Origin of the sequence: Janthinobacterium fluminis, assembly GCF_028595325.1 — a bacterium.
Taxonomy (GTDB): Bacteria; Pseudomonadota; Gammaproteobacteria; order Burkholderiales; family Burkholderiaceae_D; genus Janthinobacterium; species Janthinobacterium fluminis.
In genome coordinates this window covers 254,873-279,189 of sequence record NZ_JAQQXR010000002.1, presented here as the reverse complement: position 1 = coordinate 279,189, position 24,317 = coordinate 254,873, and the positions used below count along the sequence as shown (strand labels likewise).

22 protein-coding genes are annotated in these 24,317 nt (G+C 66.4%); 9 read left to right on the top strand and 13 right to left on the bottom strand.

Translation table 11 applies throughout. From position 1 onward, the window contains the following. Positions 1-84 precede the first annotated feature (84 nt). From OIK44_RS07025 to OIK44_RS07015, 3 genes are read right to left on the bottom strand one after another with little or no spacing between them, the layout of a single operon-like run. Complete coding sequence (locus OIK44_RS07025) at positions 85-1,002, bottom strand: ABC transporter permease (protein WP_273670012.1); 918 nt, start codon at positions 1,000-1,002, stop codon at positions 85-87. After that, positions 1,002-2,069, bottom strand: coding sequence for an ABC transporter permease (locus tag OIK44_RS07020; protein ID WP_273670011.1), 1,068 nt, complete (start codon positions 2,067-2,069; stop codon positions 1,002-1,004). Before OIK44_RS07020 ends, OIK44_RS07025 begins: the two co-directional genes overlap by 1 nt. Continuing rightward, complete coding sequence (locus OIK44_RS07015; protein WP_273670010.1) at positions 2,062-3,582, bottom strand: ABC transporter ATP-binding protein; 1,521 nt, start codon at positions 3,580-3,582, stop codon at positions 2,062-2,064. The genes OIK44_RS07020 and OIK44_RS07015 overlap by 8 nt, the downstream gene beginning before the upstream one ends. 414 nt (positions 3,583-3,996) lie before the next feature. On the opposite strand from OIK44_RS07015, the gene OIK44_RS07010 reads away from it, so the two are divergent. Together OIK44_RS07010 and gluQRS are read left to right on the top strand one after the other, a co-directional pair. Then, entirely contained in the window at positions 3,997-4,818 is an 822-nt protein-coding gene (locus OIK44_RS07010) for an outer envelope protein (protein WP_273670355.1), read from the top strand. A 68-nt stretch (positions 4,819-4,886) separates the two neighbouring features. Beyond that, complete coding sequence (gluQRS, locus tag OIK44_RS07005) at positions 4,887-5,822, top strand: tRNA glutamyl-Q(34) synthetase GluQRS (RefSeq protein ID WP_273670009.1); 936 nt, start codon at positions 4,887-4,889, stop codon at positions 5,820-5,822. Between the two features lie 105 nt (positions 5,823-5,927). On the opposite strand, the gene OIK44_RS07000 is transcribed toward gluQRS, so the two are convergent. From OIK44_RS07000 to OIK44_RS06970, 7 genes are all read right to left on the bottom strand, one after another. Next, positions 5,928-8,159 (bottom strand): TonB-dependent receptor, encoded by a 2,232-nt coding sequence (locus tag OIK44_RS07000; protein ID WP_273670008.1) that lies wholly within the window; start codon positions 8,157-8,159, stop codon positions 5,928-5,930. A 337-nt stretch (positions 8,160-8,496) separates the two neighbouring features. Then, positions 8,497-9,225 (bottom strand): phosphonate metabolism transcriptional regulator PhnF, encoded by a 729-nt coding sequence (gene phnF, locus OIK44_RS06995; protein WP_273670007.1) that lies wholly within the window; start codon positions 9,223-9,225, stop codon positions 8,497-8,499. 129 nt (positions 9,226-9,354) lie between these two features. Then, complete coding sequence (phnX, locus tag OIK44_RS06990) at positions 9,355-10,203, bottom strand: phosphonoacetaldehyde hydrolase (protein ID WP_273670006.1); 849 nt, start codon at positions 10,201-10,203, stop codon at positions 9,355-9,357. 37 nt (positions 10,204-10,240) lie between these two features. Continuing rightward, positions 10,241-11,341, bottom strand: coding sequence for a 2-aminoethylphosphonate--pyruvate transaminase (locus OIK44_RS06985; protein ID WP_420213830.1), 1,101 nt, complete (start codon positions 11,339-11,341; stop codon positions 10,241-10,243). A gap of 34 nt (positions 11,342-11,375) precedes the next feature. Further along, positions 11,376-13,073: a putative 2-aminoethylphosphonate ABC transporter permease subunit gene (locus OIK44_RS06980; protein WP_273670004.1), complete on the bottom strand. Its 1,698-nt coding sequence runs from the start codon at positions 13,071-13,073 to the stop codon at positions 11,376-11,378. Further along, positions 13,070-14,179: a putative 2-aminoethylphosphonate ABC transporter ATP-binding protein gene (locus OIK44_RS06975; RefSeq protein WP_273670003.1), complete on the bottom strand. Its 1,110-nt coding sequence runs from the start codon at positions 14,177-14,179 to the stop codon at positions 13,070-13,072. The genes OIK44_RS06980 and OIK44_RS06975 overlap by 4 nt, the downstream gene beginning before the upstream one ends. Positions 14,180-14,225: 46 nt before the next feature. Further along, complete coding sequence (locus OIK44_RS06970; protein ID WP_273670002.1) at positions 14,226-15,245, bottom strand: putative 2-aminoethylphosphonate ABC transporter substrate-binding protein; 1,020 nt, start codon at positions 15,243-15,245, stop codon at positions 14,226-14,228. A 203-nt stretch (positions 15,246-15,448) separates the two neighbouring features. Here OIK44_RS06970 and OIK44_RS06965 point away from each other — a divergent pair, with 203 nt between their 5' ends. The 3 genes from OIK44_RS06965 to OIK44_RS06955 all read left to right on the top strand — a co-directional run bounded on the left by OIK44_RS06965 (position 15,449) and on the right by OIK44_RS06955 (position 18,236). Then, positions 15,449-16,504: a porin gene (locus OIK44_RS06965; protein ID WP_273670001.1), complete on the top strand. Its 1,056-nt coding sequence runs from the start codon at positions 15,449-15,451 to the stop codon at positions 16,502-16,504. A gap of 72 nt (positions 16,505-16,576) precedes the next feature. Next, complete coding sequence (locus OIK44_RS06960) at positions 16,577-17,542, top strand: GlxA family transcriptional regulator (protein ID WP_273670000.1); 966 nt, start codon at positions 16,577-16,579, stop codon at positions 17,540-17,542. A gap of 64 nt (positions 17,543-17,606) precedes the next feature. Continuing rightward, positions 17,607-18,236, top strand: coding sequence for an FABP family protein (locus OIK44_RS06955; protein ID WP_273669999.1), 630 nt, complete (start codon positions 17,607-17,609; stop codon positions 18,234-18,236). An 8-nt stretch (positions 18,237-18,244) separates the two neighbouring features. On the opposite strand, the gene OIK44_RS06950 is transcribed toward OIK44_RS06955, so the two are convergent. Then, the gene (locus tag OIK44_RS06950) at positions 18,245-19,384 is read right to left on the bottom strand and encodes an ABC transporter substrate-binding protein (RefSeq protein WP_273669998.1); all 1,140 of its coding nucleotides are present in this window, start codon (positions 19,382-19,384) and stop codon (positions 18,245-18,247) included. A gap of 191 nt (positions 19,385-19,575) precedes the next feature. On the opposite strand from OIK44_RS06950, the gene OIK44_RS06945 reads away from it, so the two are divergent. Then, positions 19,576-20,373, top strand: a complete 798-nt coding sequence (locus OIK44_RS06945; RefSeq protein WP_273669997.1) for an alpha/beta fold hydrolase — start codon at positions 19,576-19,578, stop codon at positions 20,371-20,373. Here OIK44_RS06945 and OIK44_RS06940 read toward each other — a convergent pair. Next, positions 20,370-21,026 carry a TetR/AcrR family transcriptional regulator gene (locus tag OIK44_RS06940; protein ID WP_273669996.1) on the bottom strand — a complete coding sequence of 219 codons (657 nt, stop codon included), beginning with the start codon at positions 21,024-21,026 and terminating at the stop codon, positions 20,370-20,372. The genes OIK44_RS06945 and OIK44_RS06940 overlap by 4 nt on opposite strands. Positions 21,027-21,137: 111 nt before the next feature. Here OIK44_RS06940 and OIK44_RS06935 point away from each other — a divergent pair, with 111 nt between their 5' ends. Both OIK44_RS06935 and OIK44_RS06930 read left to right on the top strand, forming a co-directional pair. Beyond that, a complete protein-coding gene (locus OIK44_RS06935) occupies positions 21,138-21,833 on the top strand; it encodes a DAPG hydrolase family protein (RefSeq protein WP_273669995.1) in 696 nt (231 codons plus the stop codon). A 142-nt stretch (positions 21,834-21,975) separates the two neighbouring features. Beyond that, positions 21,976-22,650: a hypothetical protein gene (locus OIK44_RS06930; RefSeq protein ID WP_273669994.1), complete on the top strand. Its 675-nt coding sequence runs from the start codon at positions 21,976-21,978 to the stop codon at positions 22,648-22,650. Positions 22,651-22,841: 191 nt separating this feature from the next. Here the strand turns inward: OIK44_RS06930 and OIK44_RS06925 are convergent, their stop codons facing one another. Further along, on the bottom strand, positions 22,842-23,414 hold the full coding sequence (locus OIK44_RS06925; protein WP_273669993.1) for a type 1 glutamine amidotransferase family protein: 573 nt from the start codon (positions 23,412-23,414) through the stop codon (positions 22,842-22,844). A 298-nt stretch (positions 23,415-23,712) separates the two neighbouring features. Between OIK44_RS06925 and OIK44_RS06920 the strand changes: the two genes are divergently transcribed. Continuing rightward, positions 23,713-24,096: a hypothetical protein gene (locus OIK44_RS06920; protein WP_273669992.1), complete on the top strand. Its 384-nt coding sequence runs from the start codon at positions 23,713-23,715 to the stop codon at positions 24,094-24,096. The last annotated feature ends 221 nt before the right edge of the window (positions 24,097-24,317 follow it).

Genomic DNA, 24,317 nt, shown 5'->3' with positions numbered 1-24,317 from the left:
TTTCCTCGTGTTGACTCCCGCCACATAATTCCAGCCTCGCCGCGGGGGAGAAAACGGCGCTGCCACTGCATTGCCCCGGCCGCTTTACTGGCCCGGATGGAAATTTTTCCCCAGCGACGCCGGCATGTTCAGCTTGATGTAATTGGCGTTGCTCGATATCAGCACCAGCACGACGATGGTGGCCAGATAGGGCAGCATCGCCAGCAATTGCGAGGCCACCGCCACGCCCTGCCCCTGCACCGTGTAGGTCAGGATGGTGATGCCGCCGAACAGGTAGGCGCCGCCGGCCACGCGCGCCGGCCGCCAAGTGGCGAAGGTGGTCAGCGCCAGCGCGATCCAGCCGCGCCCGGCCACCATGTTTTCCACCCACAGCGGAGTGTAGACCAGCGACATGAAGGCGCCGGCCAGGCCGCAGCAGGCGCCGCCGAACAGGATGGCGCCGAGGCGGATGCGGCGCACCTTGTAGCCGAGCGCGTGGGCCGAGGCCGGCGATTCGCCGACGGCGCGCAGCACCAGGCCGGCGCGGCTGCGGTACAGGAAGCAGGCGGTGCCGGCGCACAGCAGCAGCGCCAGGTAGACCATCGGGTGCTGGGTGAACAGGGCCGGCCCGAGGAAGGGGATGTCTTCCAGGAAGGGCACGCCGAATTTGCCGTTTTTCAGGCTGTTGCCGACGTAATTGATGCCGATGTAGGTCGAGGCGCCGGCGCCGAACAGGGCCAGCGCCAGGCCGGTGGCGTATTGGTTGGTGCCCAGCCACACCGTCATCCAGGCGAAGAAGGCGGCCAGCACGACGCTGGCGGCGGCGCCGGCGGCGAAGCCCAGCGCGGCGTTGCCGCTGTGGATGGCGACGGCGAAGCCGACGACGGCGCCGACCAGCATCATGCCCTCGGCGCCGAGGTTGACGACGCCGGATTTTTCATTGATGAGCAGGCCGAGGGCGGCCAGCATCAGGGGGGTGCCGGCGTTGATGCTGGCGGCCACCAGCAGGGCGATCGTGTCCATTATTTGCTCCCGCTGAAACGTAGTTTGTAGTGGATCAGCACGTCGCAGGCCAGCAGCGCGAACAGCAGCACGCCCTGGAAGACGCCGGTGATGGCGCTCGGCAGGCCCAGGCGCGACTGCGCCAGTTCGCCGCCGATGTAGAACATGGCCATGATGAAGCTGGAGAAGACCACGCCGAGCGGGTGCAGGCGGCCGACGTAGGCGACGATGATGGCGGCGAAGCCGTAGCCGGGCGACACCGACGGCGTCAACTGCCCCAGCGGCCCCAGCACTTCGCAACTGCCGGCCAGGCCGGCCAGCGCGCCGCACAGCAGCATCGAGGTCCACAGCGATTTGCGCGCCGAGAATCCGGCGTAGCGGGCGGCGGCCGGCGCCATGCCGCCGACGCGCAGGCGGAAGCCGGCGACGCTTTTCGACAGGAACAGCCAGCCGCCGACGGCGGCCAGCAGCGCCAGCACGATGCCCAGGTGCAGGCGGGTGCCGGGAATCACGTTCGGCAGCAGCAGCGCGTCCGACAGCAGCTTCGACTGCGGGAAGTTGAAGCCCTCGGGGTCTTTCAGCACGCCGTACACGAGGTAGCTCAGCAGCAGTTGGGCGATGTAGACGAGCATCAGCGACACCAGGATTTCGTTGGCGTTGAAGCGGTCGCGCAAGTAGGCCGTGACGCCGGCCCAGGCCATGCCGCCGGCCATGCCGGCCAGCAGCGCCAGCGCGATGGCGGCGCCGCCGCCGGCGCCGACGGCGTCGCAATACAGGGCCGCCGCGCCGCCGCTGACGGCGCCGACGACGAACTGGCCCTCGGCGCCGATGTTGTAGACGTTGGCGCGGTAGCAGACGGCCAGGCCGACGGCGATCAACAGCAGCGGCGCCACTTTCACGCCCAGCTCGGACAGGCCGTGCAAGTCCTTCATCGGCTCCCAGAAGAACACGGCCAGGCCGGCCAGCGGATCCTTGCCCAGGGCGAGGAACAGCAAGGCGCCGCACAGCACCGTCAACAACAAGGCCAGCAGCGGCGAGCACCACGACATCGCGGCCGACGGCGTGGCCCGCGCTTCCAGCTTAAACATGCGCGCCCCCCGCCGCCGGCGACCACAGCCCGCTCATCCACTGGCCGATCAGCGCGACGCTGGCGTCGGCCGTGTCTATCGACGGCGACAGCCGCCCCTTCGCGATCACATGCAGGCGGTCGGCAATGTCAAACAATTCGTCCAGCTCCTCGGAAATAATCAACAGCGCGCAGCCGGCGTCGCGCAGGGCCACCAGCTCGGCGCGGATTTGCGCGGCGGCGCCGACGTCGACGCCCCAGGTCGGTTGCGCGACGACCAGCACGCTCGGCTTGCGCATCACTTCGCGCCCGACGATGTATTTTTGCAGATTGCCGCCCGACAGGCTGCGCGCCGGCGCGTGCGGGCCGGCGGCCTTGACGCCGAAGCGGGCGATGATGGCCGCCGCCATGTCGACGATGGCGCGGCCGCGCACGAAGCCGCGCCAGATGGTGGCCTTGGTTTGCAGGCTCAGCATCACATTGTCGGCCAGCGACATCTCCGGCACGGCGCCGCGGCCGAGGCGCTCCTCCGGCACGAAGCCGAAGCCGAGGGCGCGGCGCCGGCCCGGCGGCAGGCGCCCGGCCGGCGTGCCGCACAGCATGATCGAATCGGCGGCCGCGCGCCGGTCTTCGCCCGACAGCGCCGCCAGCAACTCTTGCTGGCCATTGCCGGAGACGCCGGCCAGGCCGACGATTTCGCCGCCGCGCACCCTCAGGCAAATGTCTTGCAGCTCGGTGGCGAACGGGTGGCTTTTCGGCAGGCACAGCTGATTCACGTCCAGCATGGCCGCGCCGGGGGCGCGCGCCGCGCGCGCGATGGCCGGCGGCTCGGAACCGATCATCATCCGCGACAGGCTGGCGGCCGACTCTTCGCGCGGGTCGCAGACGCCGGTGTTCTTGCCGGCGCGCACCACCGTGCAGGCGTGGCACAGCGCGCGGATTTCATCGAGCTTGTGGCTGATGTAGAGGATGCTGCAACCCTCGGCGGCGAGCTGGCGCAGCGTGCCGAACAGCTTCTCGACGGCGGCCGGCGTCAGCACCGAGGTCGGCTCGTCGAGGATCAGCAGTTGCGGCTTGGCCAGCAGGGCGCGGACGATTTCGACGCGCTGGCACTCGCCCACGGACAGCGTGTGCACATGGCGCTGCGGCTCCAGCTCCAGGCCGTACTGGCTGGCCGTCGCCTCGATGCGCCGGGCCAGCTCGTCCAGCCTGGTGTCGGCCGGCAGGCCGAGGGCGATGTTCTCCGTCACGGTGAGCGTGTCGAACAGCGAAAAATGCTGGAACACCATGGCGATACCCAGCTCGCGCGCGACGGCCGGGTTGGCGATGTGCACTTCCTTGCCGTTCCACAGCACGCGGCCCGCGTCCGGCTTGACGGCGCCGTAAATGATCTTCATCAGCGTCGATTTGCCGGCGCCGTTTTCGCCCAACACGGCGTGGATCTGGCCCGGCTCGACCGTCAGGTGAATGGCGTCGTTGGCCACCACGGCGGGATAGCGTTTGCTGATGTCATGCAGTTCCAGGCGTGTCGTCATGTCTGTTGTTGTGGTTGTCTAACGGTCGGCAAAAGTCCACCGATGCCGGCGCCGCCGGGGCGCCCTGAACGCCAACTATCGTATCGGCATCTGGCATTTTTTTCTGCATGGGATATTGCGCTGGCACAGACATTTCAGCGTAAAAACAACACAGGGTGACGATTTATGCCGCGTTAACGGGCAATCCAAGCCGGTCCCAGCCCCTAGGCTGTCCGGAAATGCGATGATTATATCCGAGCTGATATACCCACTATTACAAAACCGCGAAGCCTGCACGCCGGGCCTACTCGCATCATGGCCGGGCCAGCCTGGTTTGCCCGACCGCGGCCGCGGCTGCCGGCGCCATGATTTACCCTGCAACGTCAAGAGGAGTCACAAGTGCACACAACCACCACCCGTCTCGCCATCGCCGCCATGCTGAGCCTGTCGGCGGGCGCCCAGGCGGCCGACTGGAGCGACACATCGATCAGCTGGCGCGCCGGCAGCGCCTTCCGCGAACCGTTCAACAAGGAAGACATCAAAAAGAACATCGTCGCGCTGACCCACGCCAGCGGCTACAAGTACGGCACGAACTTCCTCAACGTCGACTACCTGATGTCCGACAGCAAAGACCCGGCCTCGCTGGGCCAGACCTCGGGCGCCAGCGAGGCCTACATCGTCTACCGCCACACGCTCGACATCGGCAAACTGCGCGGCGGCGACCTCCGCTTCGGCCCCGTGCGCGGCGTCGGCGCGACCGTCGGCTTCGACATCAACACCAAGAACGACGTCGGCTACAACTCGCGCAAGCGCATGTTGGTGGCGGGCCCGACGCTGATGTGGGACGTGCCGGGCTTCCTCAACACCAGCATCTTCCTTTTGCGCGAAAGCAACGCGCCCAGCGGCGCCTTCGCGCCGATCGCCAATGTCACCGGGCGCTACACCTACAAGACCCACGCGATGCTGAACGCCGTGTGGGGCATACCGGTGACGCCGCTGCTGTCGTTCGAGGGCTACATCAACGTCATCGACGCCAAGGGGACGGACGAGGTGGGCCGCAAAACGGGCGTCGAAACCAACCTCGACATGCAACTGATGCTCGACGTGGGCGCAGCGATGGGCAAGGCCAAGAATACCTTCCGCGTCGGCCTCCAATACCAGTACTGGAACAATAAGTTCGGCAACACCGACGCCACCACCGGCGGCATCGGCAACACGGCCAAAACGCCGATGATACGGGCCGAGTACCACTTCTAAGTGGACCTGGAAACCGGGCGCAAGGAATAGAATAGAGGAATATTGTATTCCAGTCCCTTCCGGCTTCAATGAGATCAAAAACCGACACTTCCCGCTACATCGGGCGTTTCGCGCCCTCCCCCACCGGCACCCTGCATCTGGGTTCGCTGGTGGCCGCACTGGCCAGCTACCTGGACGCCAAGGTACACGGCGGCACCTGGCTGGTGCGCATTGAAGACCTCGACTGGGACCGCAATGTGGACGGCGCCGACCATGCCATCCTGGCGTCGCTGCAGCGCTGCGGCATGCAATGGGACGGTGAGGTCACCTGGCAGAGCCGGCGCCTGGCGCTGTACGAGGCGGCCGCGCACACGCTGCGGGCGGCGCTCTACCCCTGCGCCTGCTCGCGCAAGGAAATCCTCGACTCGCGCCTGAACCGCAACGCCGTGCAGGCGGCCGCGCCGGTGTATCCGGGCACCTGCCGCCAGGGCATGGCGGCCGGCAAGGCCATGCGCGCGCTGCGCCTGCGCGTGCCGCCGCCCGCGCACAGCACGATCCACTACACCGACCGCTGGCACGGCGCGCTGAGCCAGGACCTGGCCGACGCGGTGGGCGACTTCGTCATCCGCCGCGCCGACGGCTTCTGGGCCTACCAACTGGCCGTCGTCGTCGACGACGCTGCGCAGGGCGTCAACCACGTCGTGCGCGGCGCCGATCTGCTCGACTCGACGCCGCGGCAAATCTATCTGCAGCAACTGCTTGGCCTGCCGCATCCCTCGTATCTGCACGTGCCCGTCGTCACCAACCCGGACGGCGAAAAACTCTCCAAGCAGACGGGCGCGCAAGCCTTCGACACGGGCGCCGCGCCCGAGGTGCTGCTGCGCACGGCGCTGCTGCCGGCGGCGCGCTTTCTCGGCCTGGAGATTGCCGACGCGGCCAGCCTCGACGACTTCTGGCGCCGCGCGCTGCCGGCCTGGGAGCGGGTGCTGGACGAACACGCGCGCGCGCCGTCGACGCAGGCTTGAGCGGGCCGCGCCCGCGCTCTTTTCCCGCCCTTGCGGCCCAGATGCAAAAAACCCGCCGCAGCGCGGGGCTGGGCGGGTTTGTTTCGACACTAGGCTAGTTCAGGCTTAGAAATTGCCCTTGAACTGGACGCCCCAGATGCGCGGCTCGTTGAGGAAGCCGGTCAGATTGTTGAAGTCGATCGCGCCGGTGACACGGCGGGTATTGGTGATGTTGCGGCCATAGGCGGCCACTTCATACTTGCCGCTCTGCCAGGTGTAACCCACGCGCAAGCCGCCTTCCAGCAATGGCTTGGCGCTGTACTCGACCGCCTCGTACAGGAACAGGTTGATCTTGCTGCGGTAAGCCCAGTCCGTGAAGACGAACATCTCGCCGTCGGCCAGCGGGATCGAGTAACGGGCGGTGCCGTTGACGATCCATTTCGGCGCTTGCGGCAGCGGGTTGCCGTTGATCTGCACCAGGCCGGCCGCGTTGATCGGGTCGGTGATCGTGCAGCCATTGCATTTAAGAACCGTCAGGCTGGCGTCGTCGATCTTGGTGAAGTTATAGCTGCCGCCGATGGACATTTTCAGGCTCGGCGTGACGAAACCTTCCAGGTCCAGCTCGGCGCCACGGCCCTTGGTCTTGGCCGCGTTGATCAGGCGGGTGACGTTGGAATTGCCGCCGACCACGGTCAGCTGCTGGTTCTTCACGTCGAAGTCGTAGACGCTGAACGAGACGCGGGCGCGGCGGTTCATCAGGTCGGCCTTGATGCCGGCCTCGTAGGAGAGGATGGTTTCGGCGTCGGCCACGGTGATCGGCGTGTTCTTGTTGGCGGCGGCGATGCTCGGCGCGCGGAAGCCGGTGGCAATACGGGCGTACACGTTGACGTCCTTGTTCAGCTTGTAGCTGCCGCTCAAGTCCCAGTTGACCTTGTGCTTGCTCTCGCTCACGCCCTTCGGCCCGATCTGCACGACGTTGACCGCCTCGACCGTGTTGAACTCCTTCTTGTCGGCGGTGTAGCGCAGGCCGCCGCGCACGGTGAACGCGTCGTTGATCGCGTAGTTCACCGAAGCGAAGGTGCCCCAGGCCGTGTTCTTCTGGTGGCTGACCAGGTGGTCCAGTTGCGCGCCCGAGGTGCTGTTGAAGCTGTCCTTGTAGCCGTTGGCGTCTTCGTTGAAGTAATACAGGCCGGTCTGCCAGTTCAACGGGCCGGCGTTTTTCGACTCGGCGCGGAATTCCTGGGTGTACTGCTTGACGCCGCTGATGCCGCCGGCGCTTTCGACGTCGAACGGGGTCGGGTTGGCGTTCGGCTGGATGTTCTTGAAGACGCCGCCGTCGATGTCGCCGCGGCTCAGGTACTTGCCGACGGCTTCATAGCCGGTGATCGAGTACAGCTTGACGCCGTCCAGGTCCCAGCTCAGGCGCACGCTGCCGCCGTTGCTGCTCAGGTACTGGAAGTTCTGGCCGTTGGTGAACGATTGGCCGGCGTCGAAGCCGTCGACGATGTCGTTCGTGCCCTTTTTGATCAGGTTGGCGTTGAACAGGCGCGAGCTGCCCGTCGTGGTGCGCTGGTGCACATTGAACAGCGCGTTGAACTTGCCGTTCGGCGCATACAGGAACTGCACGCGCTCGGCGTGTTCGTTGTAGCCGTCCAGCGCATCCTTGCGGCCGGTGAAGCTGTTATCGACGTAGTTGTCGCGGTGCTGGCGCAGCGTCGAGACGCGCATCGCCCATTCCTTGTTCAGCGGAACGTTGACGGCGCCGTCGAAATTGGCCGTCATATGGCTGGCCAGCGAGACGTTGTAATAGCCCTCGATTTTCGTCAGCTTCGGCTTTTCCGACTCGAACTTGACGACGCCGGCCGGGGTGTTGCGGCCGAACAGGGTGCCCTGCGGGCCGCGCAGCACTTCCACGCCGGCCAGGTCGAAGATGGGGTAGCCCTTCAGGATAGGGTTCTCTTGCACGACGTCGTCGTAGATCAGCGAGACAGGCTGCGACGCGAAGGTGCTGAAGTCGGTGTTGCCGTAGCCGCGGATGTAGAAACGGGGGAAGGTGCGGCCGTTCGACGATTCCACGTTCAGGCTCGGCACCTTGCCGGCCAACACGCGGATGTCCTGCCCGCCGGACACCATGACGTCGAGTTTTTCATCGCGCAGCAAGGTCACCGACACCGGCACTTCGCGGATGTTTTCCTTGCGGCGTTGCGCGGTGACCGTGACGGTTTCCAGTTGCGGCGCGGCGGTGGGCGCGGCGGCCGTTTGCGCGACGGCCGTGCCGATCGGCATGGCGGCGCTCAGGGCCAGCATCGCGCCGTGGGTGCAGGCGAGACGCTTGTGCATTTTGGACTTCTTGATCATTTACTTCCCTAGCGTTTAAATAAAATCGGACAAAGAGTGTTCAAAGCAGCTGTCTCCGCTTTCTCTTGTGCAGGCGCCGTTGGCGCGGGCGGGTGTCTCCCCGCCCCCGGTAGCTCTGGGTCGATCCTGACGCCGCAATGGTTCGCCGAGCGAACGGGTGGGAACATGCGCGGGCGCCGGGTCTGGCCCGCATCTTGACGATGTCTGAAAACTGCCGGCTAGTTGAAGGCCGCCAATTTAATTCATAGGGAATGGCAAGTGCAAGAACTTATTGCCGGATGAGAGGTATATACAACACTTTCCACCCAAGAAGTTGTATTTTAGCTACAACAGCGCCTCAATCGGGTTCGATCACCAGTTGCACGGCGCTGCTGCTGAACTGCGAAATGCCGTACTCGAAGGGCCGGCCGGCTTCGTCCACGTAGACGACCTCGACGTACAGGATGGGCAGCGCGGTCGGCTGGCCCAGTTGCTGCGCCACCTCGTGGCTGGGCAGGCGCGCCGTGATGCGGCTGAGGCGGCGCTGGAAATGCTCGATGCCGAACTGGGCCAGCGCCACATGCGTCCTGCCGGCCTTGGCGTAAGCCTCGCCGAAGCCGTCGAAGCGGGGCAGCGGAAAATACTGCGTACACACGCCGATGACCTTGCCGTCGAGGACGTCGAGGGAATGGATTTCCAGCGTCTTGGCGCGGGCGGGCAACTCCAGCAGGCCGGCGATTTCGGCGCCCGGGCGCTTGCCGGACCAGTGCAGAATCTCGCTCTTGCCGACGCGGCGCGCCTTGACGACGCTGTGCGCCAGGCGCGTGCGGCGGCCGATCTGGTAATCGATGAAATCGTCGCGCACGAAGGTGCCGCGGCCGTGCACCACCTCGACCATGCCCTGCTCCGCCAGCGCCTTGACGGCCTGGCGGACCGTGTGGCGGTTGACCGAATAATGCTGGGCCAGCGCGGTTTCATTGGGCAGGCGCCCCGACAGCCTGCTGGCCATAATTTCGTTCGCCAGGCTCTCCTGGATCTGCTTCCAGACCGTGGTGCCGGCCTGACGAACAATCGCATTTTCAACCATTACACTACGCTCCAGCCATAACAAAAATCCAAAATTGATTGTCCCACAATTCATCGCAGCCGGGGACAGACCACGATTTTCGGGAAATGTTTTCCCGAAAATCGTGGTCTGTCCCCGGCTGTCCGGCGCTTACGGCTGCTCGCCGCGCTCCAGGCGCGCTTCGATCAGGTCCAGCACGCGCGGCAGCTCGGCTATGCTGTCGATGACGTAGTGGGCGCCGGCGCCGGCCAGTTTGTCCACGGCCAGCGCGCGCCGCCGCGCGCGCTCGTCCGCCGGCAGCGCCGCCAGTTCGGCGCGCCCCAGGCCAAGCTCGTTGCCGGAGACGGCCACGCCGACGCTCCACATGTGCGCCGCCAACCCTTCGGCGATGCCGGGCACGGTGTCGTCCACCTTGACGCAGGCCGACAGTTCGCCGACGCCCAGTTCGACGACGTTCGCCAGCGCCATCCACGGCCCCGGCCGGCCGCCCGCCTTCAGGTCGTCGGCGGCGACGGCGTGGTCGACCAGCAGGCCGTCGCCGCGCGCCTTGGCCAGCAGGCGCTCCATGACGACGCGCGGATAGCCGGAGCAGGAGCCGATTTTGATGTGCCGCGCGCGCAGCTCGGCCAGCACGTCGAGCGCGCCGGGGATCGGGTCGGAGTATTGCGCCACGCGTTCGACCTGCAGCGGCAGGAAGGCGGCGTACAGGGCGTCGACGTCGGCGTCGCGCATGGCCCGGCCGTATTTGGCGCGCCAGCGCGCCGACAGGCCCGGCTGGTCGCCCAGCGCGCGGATGTGGTCCCACTTCGCCAGCCCCATCGGCAGGCGCGCCTCCGCCAGCGACACCGCGATGCCGAAGCCGGCGAAGGCGTCGATCAGCACCTGGGTCGGCGCGAAGGAGCCGAAGTCGACCATCGTGCCGGCCCAGTCGAAGACGACGGCCTGGAGCGGGCCGCGGTAGCGCGGCGCCGGATATGTGTTGGTGAAAATCGTTGTCATCTCAAATCCCTATTCAGTGTGAAGAAAACTGCGCCGCTTATTCGCGTATGCCCATCTCGGCCAGCACGCGGGCGATCGCGTCGACGCCGCGGGCGATGTCGGCGGCGTCGATGGCGCCGATGCAGCCGACGCGGAAGGTGTCGACGGCGGTCAGCTTGCCCGGATACAGGAGCACGCCATGCGCCTTGACGCGGGCGTAGAACTCGCCGAAGTTCCAGGCCGGGTGCCGCGGCGCGTGCACCGTGACGATGATGGGCGCCTGGATCTGCGCCGGCAGGAAGGAGCGCAGGCCGATCGCCTGCAGCGCCGCGATCAGCGTGGCGCAGTTGTTGCTGTAGCGCGCCAGCCGCGCCGGGCCGCCGCCCTCCTCCTCGTACTGCGCCAGCGCGGCGTCGAAGGCGGCCACCACGTGGGTCGGCGGCGTGTAGCGCCACTGGCCGGTCTTTTGCATGTAGCGCCACTGCTCGTACAGGTCCAGCGACAGCGAATGCGAACGCCCCGCCGCCTGTTCCAGCGCCTCGCGGCGGACCAGCACGAAGCCCATGCCGGGCACGCCCTCCAGGCATTTGTTGCTGGAGCCGATGACGGCCTCGAAGGGCACCGTCTTGCTCGACAGCGGCAGCGCGCCGAAGCCGCTCATCGAATCGATGATCAGCTTGCGCCCGGCCGCCGCCACCATCCGGGCGATCGCCTCGATCGGGTTCAGGATGCCGGTGCTGGTTTCGCAGTGGATCACGCCGACATGGCTGATCTCCGGGTCGTCCTCCAGGCGCTGGCGCAGCACGGCCGGATCGACCGGCGCCGTTTCGCCGAAGTCGGCCGTCTCGACGCGCCGGCCCATGGTCGCCGTCAGCTGCGCCATGCGCTTGCCGTAGGCGCCGTTCGACAGCACCAGCAGCTTGCCGGCCGGCGGCAGCAGGCTGCCGATCGCCGCCTCGACGGCGAAGGTGCCGGAGCCCTGCAGCGGCACGCAGACATAGTCGGACTGGCCGTCGATGATGGCCAGCAGGCGTTCGCCGACGCGCCGCGTGAGGGCGTTGAAGTCGCCATCCCACGAACCCCAGTCGTGCAGCATGGCGTTTTTGGTGCGGGCGGAGGTGACGAGCGGGCCGGGGGTGAGAAGCAAGGGAGCGTGCATAGAGTGGGTAGTCATCAGTGAAAGAAAAAGGGAATCAGGCGGCGCGCCAGATTTGCGCGCGGCGCTCGCACCACCAGCCCAGCGCGTTCAGCGCCAGCGAGACGGCCAGGGAGGCGGCGACGATCAGCGTGGCCATCGCGGCGGCGGCGGCGGTGTCGCCGGCGTCGTCCATGTTCAGCACGGCCACCGAGGCCAGCACGGTGTCGGGCGTGTAGAGGAAGATGACGCAGCTGACGGTGGTCATGCTGGAGACGAACAGGTAGCGCAGCACGTTCAGCAGCGCGGGCAGCGCCAGCGGCAGCGTCACGCGCGCGCAGCTCAGCCACCACGGCCGGTTCAGGCTGCGCGCCACCGCCTCCATCTCCGGGTCGATCTGGCGCAGCGCGGTGGTGATTGTCAGGTGCGCGGTGCTGTAGAGGTGCGCCACCGTCGAGGCCACCAGCATCGTCATGCTGGCGAACAGCACGTGCAGCGGGTTGCCGGGGGCGTTGAAGAACAGCACGTAGCCGAGGCCCAGCACCATGCCCGGCACCGCCATCGGCAGCAGGATCACGCCGCGGATGGTCAGCACGGCCAGGCGCGGCACCGGCAGCTTTTCCACCAGGTAGGCGGTGAGGAAGACCACGGCGCTGCCCAGCGCGGCGCTGCACGCGGCCACCGCCAGGCTGTTGCGGAAGGCTTGCCAGCCGCCGCCGTCGAGCTGCTCGAAGTCGAAGTGCTTCAGCGTCAGGCTCATTTTGTACGGCCACAGGTCGATGAAGGCGGCCGCCACGGCGACGCCGATCAGCGCCAGCAGGAAGGCCGACACCAGCGCGCAGAACAGCCACAGCGCGGCGTCGCGCCCGGCCGCCGGCTTGGCGCGGTAGGGCACCGACTTGCCCGTCATCGTCGCGCCGTGGCGGCGGCTGACGCGGCGCTCGAGGATGAAGCTGAGCACGGCCGGCAGCAACAGCAGCAGGCCGATGACGGCGCCGCGGTTGAAGTTCTGCTGCCCCAGCACCTGCTTGTACGCTTCCAGCGCCAGCACATTGGTCTGGCCGCCTATCACTTTCGGCACGCCGAAATCGGCCACCACCATCGTGAACACCAGCGTGCCGGCGGACACCAGGCCGTAGCGCGCGCCCGGCAGCGTGATGGTGAGGAAGCGCCGCGCGACGCCGGCGCCCAGCGCCGTGCCGGCCTCGTACAGGCGCGCGTCGGCCACCGCCAGCGCGGCGCAGAGGATCAGCAGCGCGTGCGGAAAGGTGTAGAACACTTCGCCCATGACGATGCCGAGCGGCCCGTAGATCGAGGTGGCGCCCAGCCAGTCCTTCAGCAGGCCCTGGTTGCCGAACAGGTAGACCAGCGAAATGGCCGGCATCAGCGACGGCGCCAGCAGCGGCGACAGGGCAATCAGGCGGAACGCGGCGGCGCCGGGGATGCGCGAGCGCGTCAGCGCAAAGGCGAAGGCGAACGCCGCCGGCAGCACCACGGCCATCGTCAGCGCGGCCAGGCCCAGGCTGTTCAGCGTGGCGGACTGGATGCGCGGCTCGGCCAGCATGCGCAGCACTTCGGCCAGGCCGATGAAGGCGCCGTCGCGGTCCTGCACGGCCTTGACGAAGATGCTGGCCAGCGGCAGCAGGATGAACAGCAGCAGCGCGCCGGCCAGCAGCCAGGCCAGCAGGCCGGCGGCCTGCTCGTCGCGGCTGCGCAGCGACGGCGCCGCGAAGGCGGGCATGGCGCTCCGGCTCATCGCGCGCCGTCCATGAAGAAGCGCAGCTTGTGGCCGGGGAAGGTGAGCGGCACGCGGTGGCCGATCTGCAGGCGCGCGTAGCCGGCGTCGTTGGGCGCCACGTCGGCCAGGATGCGGATGTCGCGGTCGGCGCACAGCGCCAGCTCGGCGCGGCGCAGGCCGCCCATGAATTCGACCCGCTCCACCACGGCCATCGCCGTCGCGCCGCCGGAGTGCCACTGCTTTTCGACGAACACGTCCTCGGGGCGGCAGAAGGCCATCGCGCCGCAGTTCCTGAACGGCAGGTCGACCTCGAAGGACAGCGGGCCGAGCGTGGCCCGGCCCTGGCCGTCCAGGCGCACCGGCAGCCAGTTGGCGCGGCCGACGAAATCGGCGACGAAGCGCGTCTGCGGCGCGCGGTAGATCTGTTCCGGCGTGCCCAGTTGCTCGATGCGGCCGTGCTGCATCACGGCGATGGTGTCGGCCAGCGCCAGCGCCTCGTCCTGGTCGTGGGTCACCATGATGGTGGTGATGCCGAGCTTGCGCTGCAGCGCGCGCAGCTCCTTGCGCAGGTGCTCGCGCACTTTCGCGTCCAGCGCCGAGAGCGGCTCGTCGAGCAGCAGCAGGCTGGGCGACTTGGCCAGCGCGCGCGCCAGCGCCACGCGTTGCTGCTGGCCGCCGGACAGTTGCGCCGGATAGCGCTCCTGCATGCCCGGCAGTTCGACCAGCGCCAGCAGCTCCTCGACGCGCGCGGCGCGCTGCCGGCGCGGCGTGCGCAGCGCGTAGGCGACGTTCTCGGCCACCGTCAGGTTGGGGAAGAGCGCGTAGGACTGGAACACGATGCCGTAGTCGCGCTGGGCCGGCGGCAGCACGCCGATGTCGCGCCCGCCCATCAGGATGCGGCCGCCGTCCTGCGCCTCCAGGCCGGCGAGGATGCGCAGCAGCGTCGTCTTGCCGCAGCCGGACGGCCCCAGCAAACAGAGGAACTCGCCCTGGCGCACCGGCAGCGTGACGTCGTTGAGCACGCGCGCCGCGCCGAAGGATTTGCTGACCTGGTCGATGCGCAGCCAGTCGCCTGGGGCGGTGCCGGACGGTTGCGCCGGTGCGGGGAAATCGAGTTGTTTCATCGTGCGCTTTGTGTTGGATTGAAATTGTCGGGGCGGCGTGCCGCGCTTACTTCGGCTCGGCCTTGCCGTCGTAGCGCCTGGTCCACTCGGCCAGGATGCGGTCGCGCTCGCGCGAGGACCAGCGCAAATCCTGCTTGATCAGCATCTGCTCGAAGTTGGCCGGGATCGCCGGGCTGGGCTTGGCCACGCCCGCGTGGGCGACGATGGCGAAGTTCTTCGCGTACAGCTCGGCGGCGCCCTTCGAGGTCGCCCAATCGGCCAGCTTGCGCGCGGCCTCCAGGTGCCGGGTCCCCTTGACGATGGCGGTCGCCTCGACGTCCCAGCCCAGGCCCTCTTTCGGGAACACCAGGTCGAGCGGCGCGCCGCCCTCCTTCAGCTTGGCGGCGCGGTACTCGAACGAAATCCCGATCGGGAACTCGCCGGCCGCCGCCTGCTTGCACGGCTTCGAGCCGGAGTGCGTGTACTGGCCGATGTTCTCGTGCAGCCTGTCCATGAAGGCCCAGCCGTCCTTCTCGCCGAACATCGTCAGCCAGGACGACACGTCGAAAAAGCCGGTGCCGCTGGAGGCCGGATGCGGCATCACGATCTTGCCCTTGTACTCGGGCTTGAGCAGGTCCTTCCAGGTCTCCGGCTTCTTCAGGCCCAGCTTGGCCGCCTCGACCGTGTTGAAGCACATCGCCGCGCCGGTGACGTTCATGCCGACCCAGCTCGGCGGCGTGGCGTTGTCGACGTAGCGCTTGGACAGCTTGTCGATGTCCTTGGGCGCGTATGGCTGCAGCATGCCCTCCTTTTCCAGCACCAGGATCGAGGTCGCGGCTACGCCCATGACGACGTCGGCCTGCGGCGCCGCCTTCTCCGCCAGCAGCTTGGCGGTGATGATGCCGGTCGAATCGCGCACCCACTTGATCTTCACGTCGGGATACTCGGCCTCGAACCTGGCTTGATAGGACTTCACCTGGTCCGCTTCGAGGGCGGTGTAAACCAGCAGCGTGGTGTCGGCGTGCGCCAGCGTCGCCGTCAAGGTCAGCAGCGCGGCGAGCGGTTTGAAAACGTGGGTGACGGACATGTACGGCTCCATAAGATTGAAGGGGTTCGCCGGGCGTTTGCCGGCAGACGCAATCGTAGTCGGGGATTGTTACGATGTCGTGACATCTAGATGACTTTCGGCGCTTTTCAAGCCCCATAGTCATCTAGACGTCACGATCTTGTAACAAAGCTGCCGTAGCATTCGGCGTTCCGCAGCACCCTCAACAACCTACAAGGAAAACAATGAAAACATCCCTCCTGGCCGCCGCCATCCTGAGCACATTCGCCGGCGCCGCCGCGGCCCAATCGAGCGTCGGCATCTACGGCGCCTTCGACCTCGGCCTGGCGTCCATCTCGGGCGGCAAGGCCAGCACGCACACCCCGAGCGCCGCGCTGCCGGCCTTCAAGCCGAATGAAGTCAAACTGCGCGACGGCATCCTGCAAGGCAGCCGCCTCGGCTTTCGCGGCACGGAAAACCTGGGCGACGGCCTGGCCGCCGTCTTCGTGCTGGAAGCCGGCATCCTGACCGACACCGGCGCCTCCGACCAGGGCGGCCTGCTGTTCGGCCGCCAAGCCTACGTCGGCCTGAAAAGCGACGCCGCCGGCAGCGTCACGCTGGGCCGCCAGTACGCGCCGCACTACCTCGCGTTCAAGGCCATCGACCCGATGGACGACGGCTTCGCCGGCGCCGCCAGCAACCTGATCCCGACCAACGGCAAGCGCATCAACAACGCGCTCAAGTACGCCACGCCGAGCGTCTCCGGTTTCGGCGCCGAACTGCTGTACGGCCTGGGCGAGGTGGCCGGCAATTCATCCGCGGCGCGCAGCATCGGCGCCGCGCTGGGCTACCAGAACGGGCCGCTGCTGGTGAAACTGGCCTACCACAGCGCCAACAACGGCGACGCCAGCGACAAGGCGAAAAGCGCGCTGATCGGCGCCACCTACGACTTCGGCGCCGTCAAGGCCCACGCGGCCTACGGCAGCAACAAGGGCACCGGCACGGCCGACAACCGCGACCTGCTGCTGGGCCTGACCGTGCCGATGGGCGCGCACACGCTGCTGGCCTCGTACATCCGCAAGGACGACAAATCGAGCGCCAACCGCGACGCCTCGCAATTCGCGCTGGCCTACACCTACGCGCTGTCGAAGCGCACGGCGCTGTACACCTCGCTGGCCAGGGTCGGCAACGACAACGGCGCCACCTTCCGCACGGCCAGCGCCGGCGCGCCGGCCGGCGGCCAGATAGGCGCGGCCGGCGGCACGCGCGAACTGAACGTCGGCATGCGCCACCTGTTCTGAGCGGCCCGGCACGCCGCCAAGCGAAGCTTGGCGGCGCTGGCGTAAAAAGCGGATATGTATTAAATTCTGCCAATGACCGATTCCCTCCACATCGCGCTGCTGGCCTTCGACGGCGTGCAGATACTCGACGTCAGCGGCCCGGCGGCCGTCTTCGCGGCCGCCAACGACGCCTGCGGCCGCGCCTTCTACCGCGTCCACATCCTGTCCGCGGCGGGCGGCGCCGTGCGCAGCAGCAGCGCCGTCAGCGTCGCCAGCGCCGCGCTGGCCGGGCTGGCGCCGGCCGCCGTGCACACGCTCTTGATCGTCGGCGGCGAGCAGGCCGCCCTGCTGCGCATGGCGGCCGAGCCAGCCGTGCGCCTGTGGGTGCGCGACTGCGCGGCGACGGCGCGGCGCTACGGCTCCGTGTGCAGCGGCGCGCTGGCGCTGGGCGCGCTCGGCCTGATCGACGGCAAGCGCGTGGCCACGCATTGGGACAGCTGCGACACGCTGGCGCGCAACAACCCGGGCGCGCGGGTCGACGCCGACGCGCTGTACATCGAAGACGGCCGCCTGTGGACCTCGGCCGGCGTGACGACCGGCATCGACATGTGCCTGGCGATGGTCGAGCGCGACCTCGGCGCCGCCGTCAGCGACGCCATCGCCGCCCGCCTCGTGCTGTACGCCCGGCGCCCCGGCCACCAGTCGCAGTTCAGCCCCATGCTGCACGCCCAGGCGCGCGCCGGCGCGCCCTTTGCCGCGCTGATCGGATGGATGAAGGAGCATCTGGCGGAACAGCTCGACGTGCCCGCGCTGGCGGCGCGGGTGGCCATGTCGGCGCGCAGCTTCCACCGCAAATTCAGCGCCGCCGTCGGCGAGACGCCGGCCCGCTTCGTCGAAACGCTGCGCCTGGACCAGGCGCGCCAGCTGCTGGCCGCCCGCGTGGCCCTCAAGGACATCGCCGCGCGCACCGGCTTCGCCACGCCGGCCCAGCTGTCGAAAGCCTTCGAGCGCCGCTTCGGCGTGACGCCGATGCTGTTCCGCGCCACCCACGCCCGCTGAAGTCGGTCCCGATGTTTTACAATCGTCGTGCAACTCTTCCAGCCCAACGCAAGGATATGAAACGATGAGCCAGTTTTCTCAGGATATTTACACCGAACCTTCCGCCATAGACAGCAACACGCTGGCCAACCTCGGCCCGCTGCGCGGCATGGCCGGCATTTGGCAGGGCGAGCGCGGCCTCGACATCAAGCCGAAGGCCGACGGCGCCCGCAAGCAAGCCTTCGTCGAGCGCATCGAGCTGCAGCCGATCGACCCCGTCACCAACGGCCCGCAGTTGTTCTACGGCCTGCGCTACCAGATCCACGTGACCAAGCCGGACCAGGTGAAGACCTATCACGAGCAGGTCGGCTACTGGCTGTGGGAGCCGGCCACCGGCACCGTGATCCAGACGCTGTCGATCCCGCGCGGGCAGATCGCGATGGCCTCCGGCAGCGCCGCCGCCGACGCCACCAGCTTCGAGCTGGTGGCCCGCAACGACGACGACAGCTACGGCATCCGCTCCAACCCCTTCCTCGAATACGCGTTCAAGACGGTCGAATACCGCATCAAGGTGACGATCAACGCCGACGGCAGCTGGGGTTACGAGGAGGACACCGTGATGCTGATCAAGGGCCAGGACGAGCCCTTCCACCACATCGACCGCAACATCCTCTTCAAGGTCGCGGAGGCGACGCCGAATCCGCTGGCGCGCTGAGCGCCGCCTCAGTCGGCTTTCTTGAACGGGACGGCCTTGCCGTCCCTCACCTGCGTCAGGTAGACGCGGTCCATGCCCTGGTGCCGTTGCGCGCTGAAGGAAACGGGGATGTCGCCGGCCTCCATCCGCAACTGCTCCAGCGTGCGCAGCAGCCCGGCCCGGGTCGGCGCGCGGCCGCAGCGCTTCAAGGCCTCGACGAGGACCATGGCGCCGGTGTAGCCCTCCAGCGAACCGTAGTTGCGCGCCGCCGGCAGGACGTCGGCGTGGTACTGCTTGACCAGCGCGTCGGCGCCGTCCTCCGGCGAGGGCATCACCTGGCTGATGATGACGCCGTTGCCGGCGTCGCCGGCGTGCTTGATGAATTCGCTGGTGCCGACGAAGGACACCGTCAGGAAGCGCGTCTTCAGCCCGGCCGCGCGCGCCTTCTTGACCAGCGCCGCCAGCGGCCGGTAGGTGCCGATGAAGATCACCGCCTCCGGCGCCTGGCTCTTGACGCGCGCCAGCCCGACCTCGATGTCGATCGTGTTGCGGCTGTAGCGCGCCTCCATGGCCGCGCTCAGGCGGCGCTTGTGCAGCGCGCGGCTGACGCCGGCCTTGCCGGCCTCGCCGAACTCGTCGTCCTGGATGAACAGGCCAATCTTCTTCACGCCCAGCTCGCCCGTCAGGCGCGCCACCAGCGCCTCCGTCTCGTCGAAATACGAGGCGCGCAAATTGAACACGACGGGAATGACGGGGTTGCGCAGGAACTCGGCGCCCGTGAACGGAAACAGATAGGGCACGCCGGCCTTCGCGGCGATCGGCACGGCCGCCGTCGACGTCGGCGTGCCGACATAGCCGAACAGGGCGAACACCTTGTCCGCCTCGATCAAGGTGTGCGTGGCGGCCGCCGACTGCTGCGGGTCGTAGCCGTCGTCGACGCTGACCAGCGCGACGTTGCGGCCGTGGACGCCGCCGGCCGCGTTGACCCTGCTCAGGTAGGCGCCGGCGCCGGCGCGCAGCTGCAGGCCCAGGCCTGCAGCCGGGCCGCTGGTGGCGTTCGCCATGCCGATCTTGATGGCCTGCGCCGTCACGCCGTCCTCGGCCACGGCGCCGCCCGCCCAGCCCAGCGAGCAGCAAACCAGCGCGAACGCCAACCTCAGTTTTTGCATGTCAACCCGCCTTGCCTGTGCCGATAAGGGAACCAATTCTGAAATAAGAGTATCCGCATGGCGAGCATGGTTGTCAAACCTCAAGACAGTACTTTCCGTCCGGAACACATTGCGCTAGATCAACAAAATCGACCGGACCGGCAAAGCCCCCCTATAATGCGCGGTCTTCTTTTTCGATACGCCAGCCAACCATGAACACCCAAGCAACGCCGCCCGACGCGCGGCCTGCCGTCGTCCTGCTGCACAGCTCCATGAGTTCCCGCGCCCAGTGGTCCGAACTGGTGGCGCAGCTGGCGGCCAGCTTCCGCTGCATCGCCGTGGACCTGCTCGGCTACGGCGCATCGCCCTTCCCGGCCGACAGCGGCGCCGCCGCGTTCACGCTGGCCCACGAAGTGGACGCCGTCAACGCCGCCATCGCCGCCAGGCTGGCGCCGGGCCAGCCCTTCCACCTGGTCGGCCACTCCTACGGCGGCGCGACGGCGCTGCGCATGGCGCGGCAGATGCGCGGGCGCGTGCTGTCGCTGGCCGTCTTCGAGCCGGTGGCCTTCCACCTGCTGGCGCCGGACGACGCGGCCCGCCTCGACATCGAGGGCGTGGTCGCCGCCATCGACGCCGCCGCCACGCCGCGCGACGCCGCGCGCATCTTCATCGACTACTGGAACCGCCCGGGCGTGTTCGACGCGCTCGGCGGCGCGCAGCAGGAGCGCTTCACGGCGCAGATCGCCAAGGTCAGACTGGACTTCCAGGCCCTGCTGGGCGAAGCGGCCACGCTGGACGACATGGCCCGGCTCGACCTGCCGGCGCTGGTCATGTCCGGCCAGAACAGCCCGGCCTCGACGCGCCGCCTGGCCGAACGGCTGGCCGCGGCGCTGCCGAACGCGGCGGCGGTCCAGACCAAGGGCGGCCACATGGCGCCGATCAGCCACAGCCAGGCCGTCAATCCCCTCATCGCCGCCTTCCTCGCCGGCGCCGCGGTGGTGAACGCCTAGGCCGCGGTCACGGCAAACGCCTGCCCGCCCAGCAGCCGCAGCGCCGCCTGCACGCGCGGCGCCACGTCCCACTGCGGCGCGGGCGCGATCAAGCCCAGCGCCATCTGCCGCAGCGGTTCGGCGATCACCATCGACAGCAGCAAGCCGCACAGCGCGCGCGGGTCCTCCACCCGCACCAGCCCGCGGTCGCGCTGGCGCTCGAACCACTCGCACAACAGCGCCGTGCTGCGCTCGATGCCATTGCGCTGATACACGGCCAGCATCTCCGCATGGGCCGGAAACTGCGTGCTCAGCAGACGGAACATGCCGACGGCGTCGGCCGACAGCACGCGCGCCGCCATGGCCTGCAGTATCTCCGCCAGCGCCGGCAGCACCTGCTGCGCCGACGCCACCTCCACCTCGAAGGCCGGCACGAACGCATCCGTCCAGCTCCGTATCACCAGCGTGACCAGCTCCTCCCGGTTGGCGGCGTACTTGTACAGCGATTTTTTCGCCACGCCGGCATGCTTCGCCACGGCTTCCATCGTCGTCGCCGCATACCCCTCGTTCAGCAGCAACCAGGTGGCGGCCCGCAGCGCGGCGTCGCGCAACTCGTGCTCGGGCCGCGCCGGCCGTCCGCGCGGCCGGCTGGGTGCTTGGGCCGACTGTTCCATGCATGCCTCCGAAATGTGATGGTGAGCGCGATTCTACACGCTCCGCAAATAAGGAAACGTTACACGTTTCTTTAATATATAATCGCCTTTCCACCACTAAGGAGCATGAGCATGAGCAACAATTCTTCAGAATGGGATCTTTCCTCGATTGACGACCTCCTCCAGCCCGCGCCGCTGCGCCTGGAGACGGGCATCGCGCGCCTGCCGAACGGCTGCCTGGTGGTCGCGGTGCGCACCGACCTGCACGGCTGCAAAGGCCGCATGCTCGACTGGTGGTTCAAGTTTTTCGAGACGACCCAGCACATCAAATGGTGGCATCCGCACGACCACGTCGCGCACCACGGCTGGGACAGCAAATGGAAGAAGGGTGAAAACTACATCGGCGCCTCGATCCGCGCCGTCGAGTCGCTGGCCGAGATCCCGCCCGTGGCCGCGCAACTGAAATTCCACGATCCCAAGGACGTCTTCGACGCCGCCAAACTGGCGCGGGCCTTCGAGCAGCAGGAAACCTCGGCCGCCATCTATGCGCGCATCGGTTTCGGCGCGCACATCGCCATCGACGCCAACGGCGACCCGGAGGACGGCCAGATGATCCACCAGACCCGCGACACCCCCTTCGGTTGCGTGCTGCGCAGCCGCTTCCTGCTGGGGCAGTCGAGCGACAAGCCGGAGCGCGACGTTCCCGACCAGCTGGGCCTGGCCTTGATGCGCCACTGCTACACCGAGTTCACCTACCTGTCGCGCTTCCTGCCCTCGCTGTACTACGGCGAGCACGCCAACGACGAACCCGCGCCGCTGCCCTGGTAGGCGGCGCGAAGGCAGGCGCCGCGCAGTACGATAGCCCGTCAACAGAATCCGCTTGCATCGGTTAAAATTCCGCAAGGCAACTATATGATCGGTAAGCAGTTGCCGCATTTGTTCGACATATCGCAAACGGAGAGAAATACAATTGAAAACGACATTGAATCGAGTAGTGACGGCTACGCTGGTGGCGCTTGCGTCCACCGTCGCGGTGGCCGGCCCGGCTTTCGCGGCAGAGCTGACGCCGGTAAATGTGGCTGACCTGTACATTAAAACCATCATCAATCACGAAGAGAGCAGCATCAAATTGCTCAACGAACATTTGCGGCCATCCCGGAAAGCCAGCGGCCAAAGCGGCGATTTCGCGTCGTATGCCGACTTGCTCAAGGCGGACAAAGAATATCCAGAGGGAACGACCAAGGACATTCTGGCCCTCTTCCCCGCCGCGCTGCAGCCAAAGCTGAAGCCGGCTTCGATGGAATTGATGGCCAGCGTGCTCGCCGCAAAAAACCGCGCCAACTGCAAAGCCCTGAGCTCCAAGCAAACCAAGGAAAGCAACGGCATGGAATTGAGCGTCGTGGCGTTTGAGTGCCAGGTCGTCAAGGTTGCGGAGAGCTGGGCCGACGGCGTGCAGCGCATCGCCAAGAGCAAGGTCGGCGCCGATCAGGGCGTGGCGGAAATTCAAAAACTGAAAAAAGCCTATGATTCGTCGGTGACGCATACGTGGCGCAGCGAATACTCGCTGGCCCGCGACAAGAAAAATCCCGTGTGGCGCAATGATTTCCCACGCGAAGGTCTCGACGAAATCTGGGATCAGATGTAAGACTGTTACAGGGCGCGCGGCACTGCGCGCGCCCTTTATGCGGCCCAGCGCTCACCGCTGGCCGCTATTTTCACTTCCGCTCTTTCGTCATTCACATCGGCGAAGCACATCAAGTCTGGCGAGCTTTCGCCCAGCATTCAAGTTTTGACTTACAACAGGCCGATAGGGAAGTTTATCGCGCGAACAGCCGTTTAGGCAGGCTTGCTGTGCTCGGCGGCATGCATCGCCAGATAGGCGTCAAGTTCGCCGCCGCCTTGACCCAAGGTGCGGAAAATTTCGGCCATGAAGCTGACCGGCGCCGTACCAGGCGCTGTGATGACGCGCTGGTCGGCAACCGCATAGGGGACATCCTGATAATAGGCGGCTCCGCCATAATTCAGTTCCGACAGATTCGCCGCCGAATTGGAAGTATGGCGCAGCTTGTCGAGCACGCCCGCTTGCGCCAACACCCGGGTAGCGTCGCAAATGCCAGCGACGATGATGTTTTTTTCGTGGGCAGCCTTCACAAGGGCGTTGATATTCGGGGCCTGTTCGGTCTGCCAGATGGTGCCGCCGCATACGATGAGCACGTCAATCTCATCGAGCTGAATGGCTTCGAGTGCCAGGTGCGGAGTGACGATCATCCCTCCGGAGGAAGTGACTGGAACGCCGCCCGGGGTGGCGAAGCGTGTATCGAAGCCGTAGTAAGCACGGCCGGCAGAATTGAACAGAGCAGTTTCCCAGTCGGAAAAGTCTTCGGTGAGAATTGTAATCACACGTGTCATTGGCATGTCCTTGTCTGAGGTGTTGGTGTACCTGAGGAAAATTACCGGAAATTTGTCATTCCGGCAGGAACCAAAGTGTATACATTACTGTCTGTTTCTGCCAGCACGCCCCCCGGCTGGCCCAGCATCAGACACGGATTTTCTGACTCCGGCTGGTGCCTTGCTTGTTTTGAGGGCTTGCGCTGAAGTGTAGTAGCTAAGACTTGACCTGACACAAGCTGTCAGATGGGTTAGAGTTCTGATATACCCGCTACCGGCTACGGACATTCGATTTGATGCATCATTAACGGAAACAACCATGCACGAAGTTATATTTGTCCACAGTCCGCTGCCTGCGCTTCAAGACGCTGCGTTAGCAATTTTTCAGACTCTGGGACTTGACGTATTTGAAGAACGAGAAAGTTCCAATTATCCACCTGAGAATCGCTATTTCATTGCCCACGCTGCCAATGCTTCTCTCAAAGTCTGTTGTTCTGATGATGACCGTGTACCTCACCCTTATTGGGTAATTTTGGGGCCGCGCGTACTTGATGGTTCCAGCCAGGTAAGCATACCGGCAGACATTTCAATTTTGGCAGAAGCCCTCGCTGCAAGTGGCTTGGAGATATTTGTCCCTTCAAAGGGCTGGAGTAAGATTGACTGGAATGGTTCGGGCGATGCATATGGGCGCCTGGCAGGCTGAAACCGGCGAGAAGCAGCCATTCATGCATCACCTTAATTTGATGCTGCATTGATAACGCCTTCTTGTCAGGATGGGAGAGTAGCTATGTACCGGGATGTATGACTGCACATACAGATACCAGGACAATGGAACTTAAATAATTTTCCCAACCTCGATAGGTATGTACTATTTATCGACTAGCGGCATATTTATTATAATGCGCAACCCAGTGCGAAACGAAG

Coding starts and splice junctions, on each gene's coding strand:
- OIK44_RS06955 (WP_273669999.1), top strand. CDS start 17,607: ATGAGCCAGTTTTCTCAGGATATTTACACCGAACCTTCCGCCATAGAC.
- OIK44_RS07020 (WP_273670011.1), bottom strand. CDS start 2,069: ATGTTTAAGCTGGAAGCGCGGGCCACGCCGTCGGCCGCGATGTCGTGG.
- OIK44_RS06950 (WP_273669998.1), bottom strand. CDS start 19,384: ATGCAAAAACTGAGGTTGGCGTTCGCGCTGGTTTGCTGCTCGCTGGGC.
- OIK44_RS06985 (WP_420213830.1), bottom strand. CDS start 11,341: ATGCACGCTCCCTTGCTTCTCACCCCCGGCCCGCTCGTCACCTCCGCC.
- OIK44_RS07000 (WP_273670008.1), bottom strand. CDS start 8,159: ATGATCAAGAAGTCCAAAATGCACAAGCGTCTCGCCTGCACCCACGGC.
- OIK44_RS06960 (WP_273670000.1), top strand. CDS start 16,577: ATGACCGATTCCCTCCACATCGCGCTGCTGGCCTTCGACGGCGTGCAG.
- gluQRS (WP_273670009.1), top strand. CDS start 4,887: ATGAGATCAAAAACCGACACTTCCCGCTACATCGGGCGTTTCGCGCCC.
- OIK44_RS06940 (WP_273669996.1), bottom strand. CDS start 21,026: ATGGAACAGTCGGCCCAAGCACCCAGCCGGCCGCGCGGACGGCCGGCG.
- OIK44_RS06980 (WP_273670004.1), bottom strand. CDS start 13,073: ATGAGCCGGAGCGCCATGCCCGCCTTCGCGGCGCCGTCGCTGCGCAGC.
- OIK44_RS06935 (WP_273669995.1), top strand. CDS start 21,138: ATGAGCAACAATTCTTCAGAATGGGATCTTTCCTCGATTGACGACCTC.
- OIK44_RS06965 (WP_273670001.1), top strand. CDS start 15,449: ATGAAAACATCCCTCCTGGCCGCCGCCATCCTGAGCACATTCGCCGGC.
- OIK44_RS06920 (WP_273669992.1), top strand. CDS start 23,713: ATGCACGAAGTTATATTTGTCCACAGTCCGCTGCCTGCGCTTCAAGAC.
- OIK44_RS06925 (WP_273669993.1), bottom strand. CDS start 23,414: ATGACACGTGTGATTACAATTCTCACCGAAGACTTTTCCGACTGGGAA.
- OIK44_RS06945 (WP_273669997.1), top strand. CDS start 19,576: ATGAACACCCAAGCAACGCCGCCCGACGCGCGGCCTGCCGTCGTCCTG.
- OIK44_RS07015 (WP_273670010.1), bottom strand. CDS start 3,582: ATGACGACACGCCTGGAACTGCATGACATCAGCAAACGCTATCCCGCC.
- OIK44_RS06970 (WP_273670002.1), bottom strand. CDS start 15,245: ATGTCCGTCACCCACGTTTTCAAACCGCTCGCCGCGCTGCTGACCTTG.
- OIK44_RS06975 (WP_273670003.1), bottom strand. CDS start 14,179: ATGAAACAACTCGATTTCCCCGCACCGGCGCAACCGTCCGGCACCGCC.
- OIK44_RS07025 (WP_273670012.1), bottom strand. CDS start 1,002: ATGGACACGATCGCCCTGCTGGTGGCCGCCAGCATCAACGCCGGCACC.
- phnF (WP_273670007.1), bottom strand. CDS start 9,225: ATGGTTGAAAATGCGATTGTTCGTCAGGCCGGCACCACGGTCTGGAAG.
- OIK44_RS07010 (WP_273670355.1), top strand. CDS start 3,997: ATGCTGAGCCTGTCGGCGGGCGCCCAGGCGGCCGACTGGAGCGACACA.
- phnX (WP_273670006.1), bottom strand. CDS start 10,203: ATGACAACGATTTTCACCAACACATATCCGGCGCCGCGCTACCGCGGC.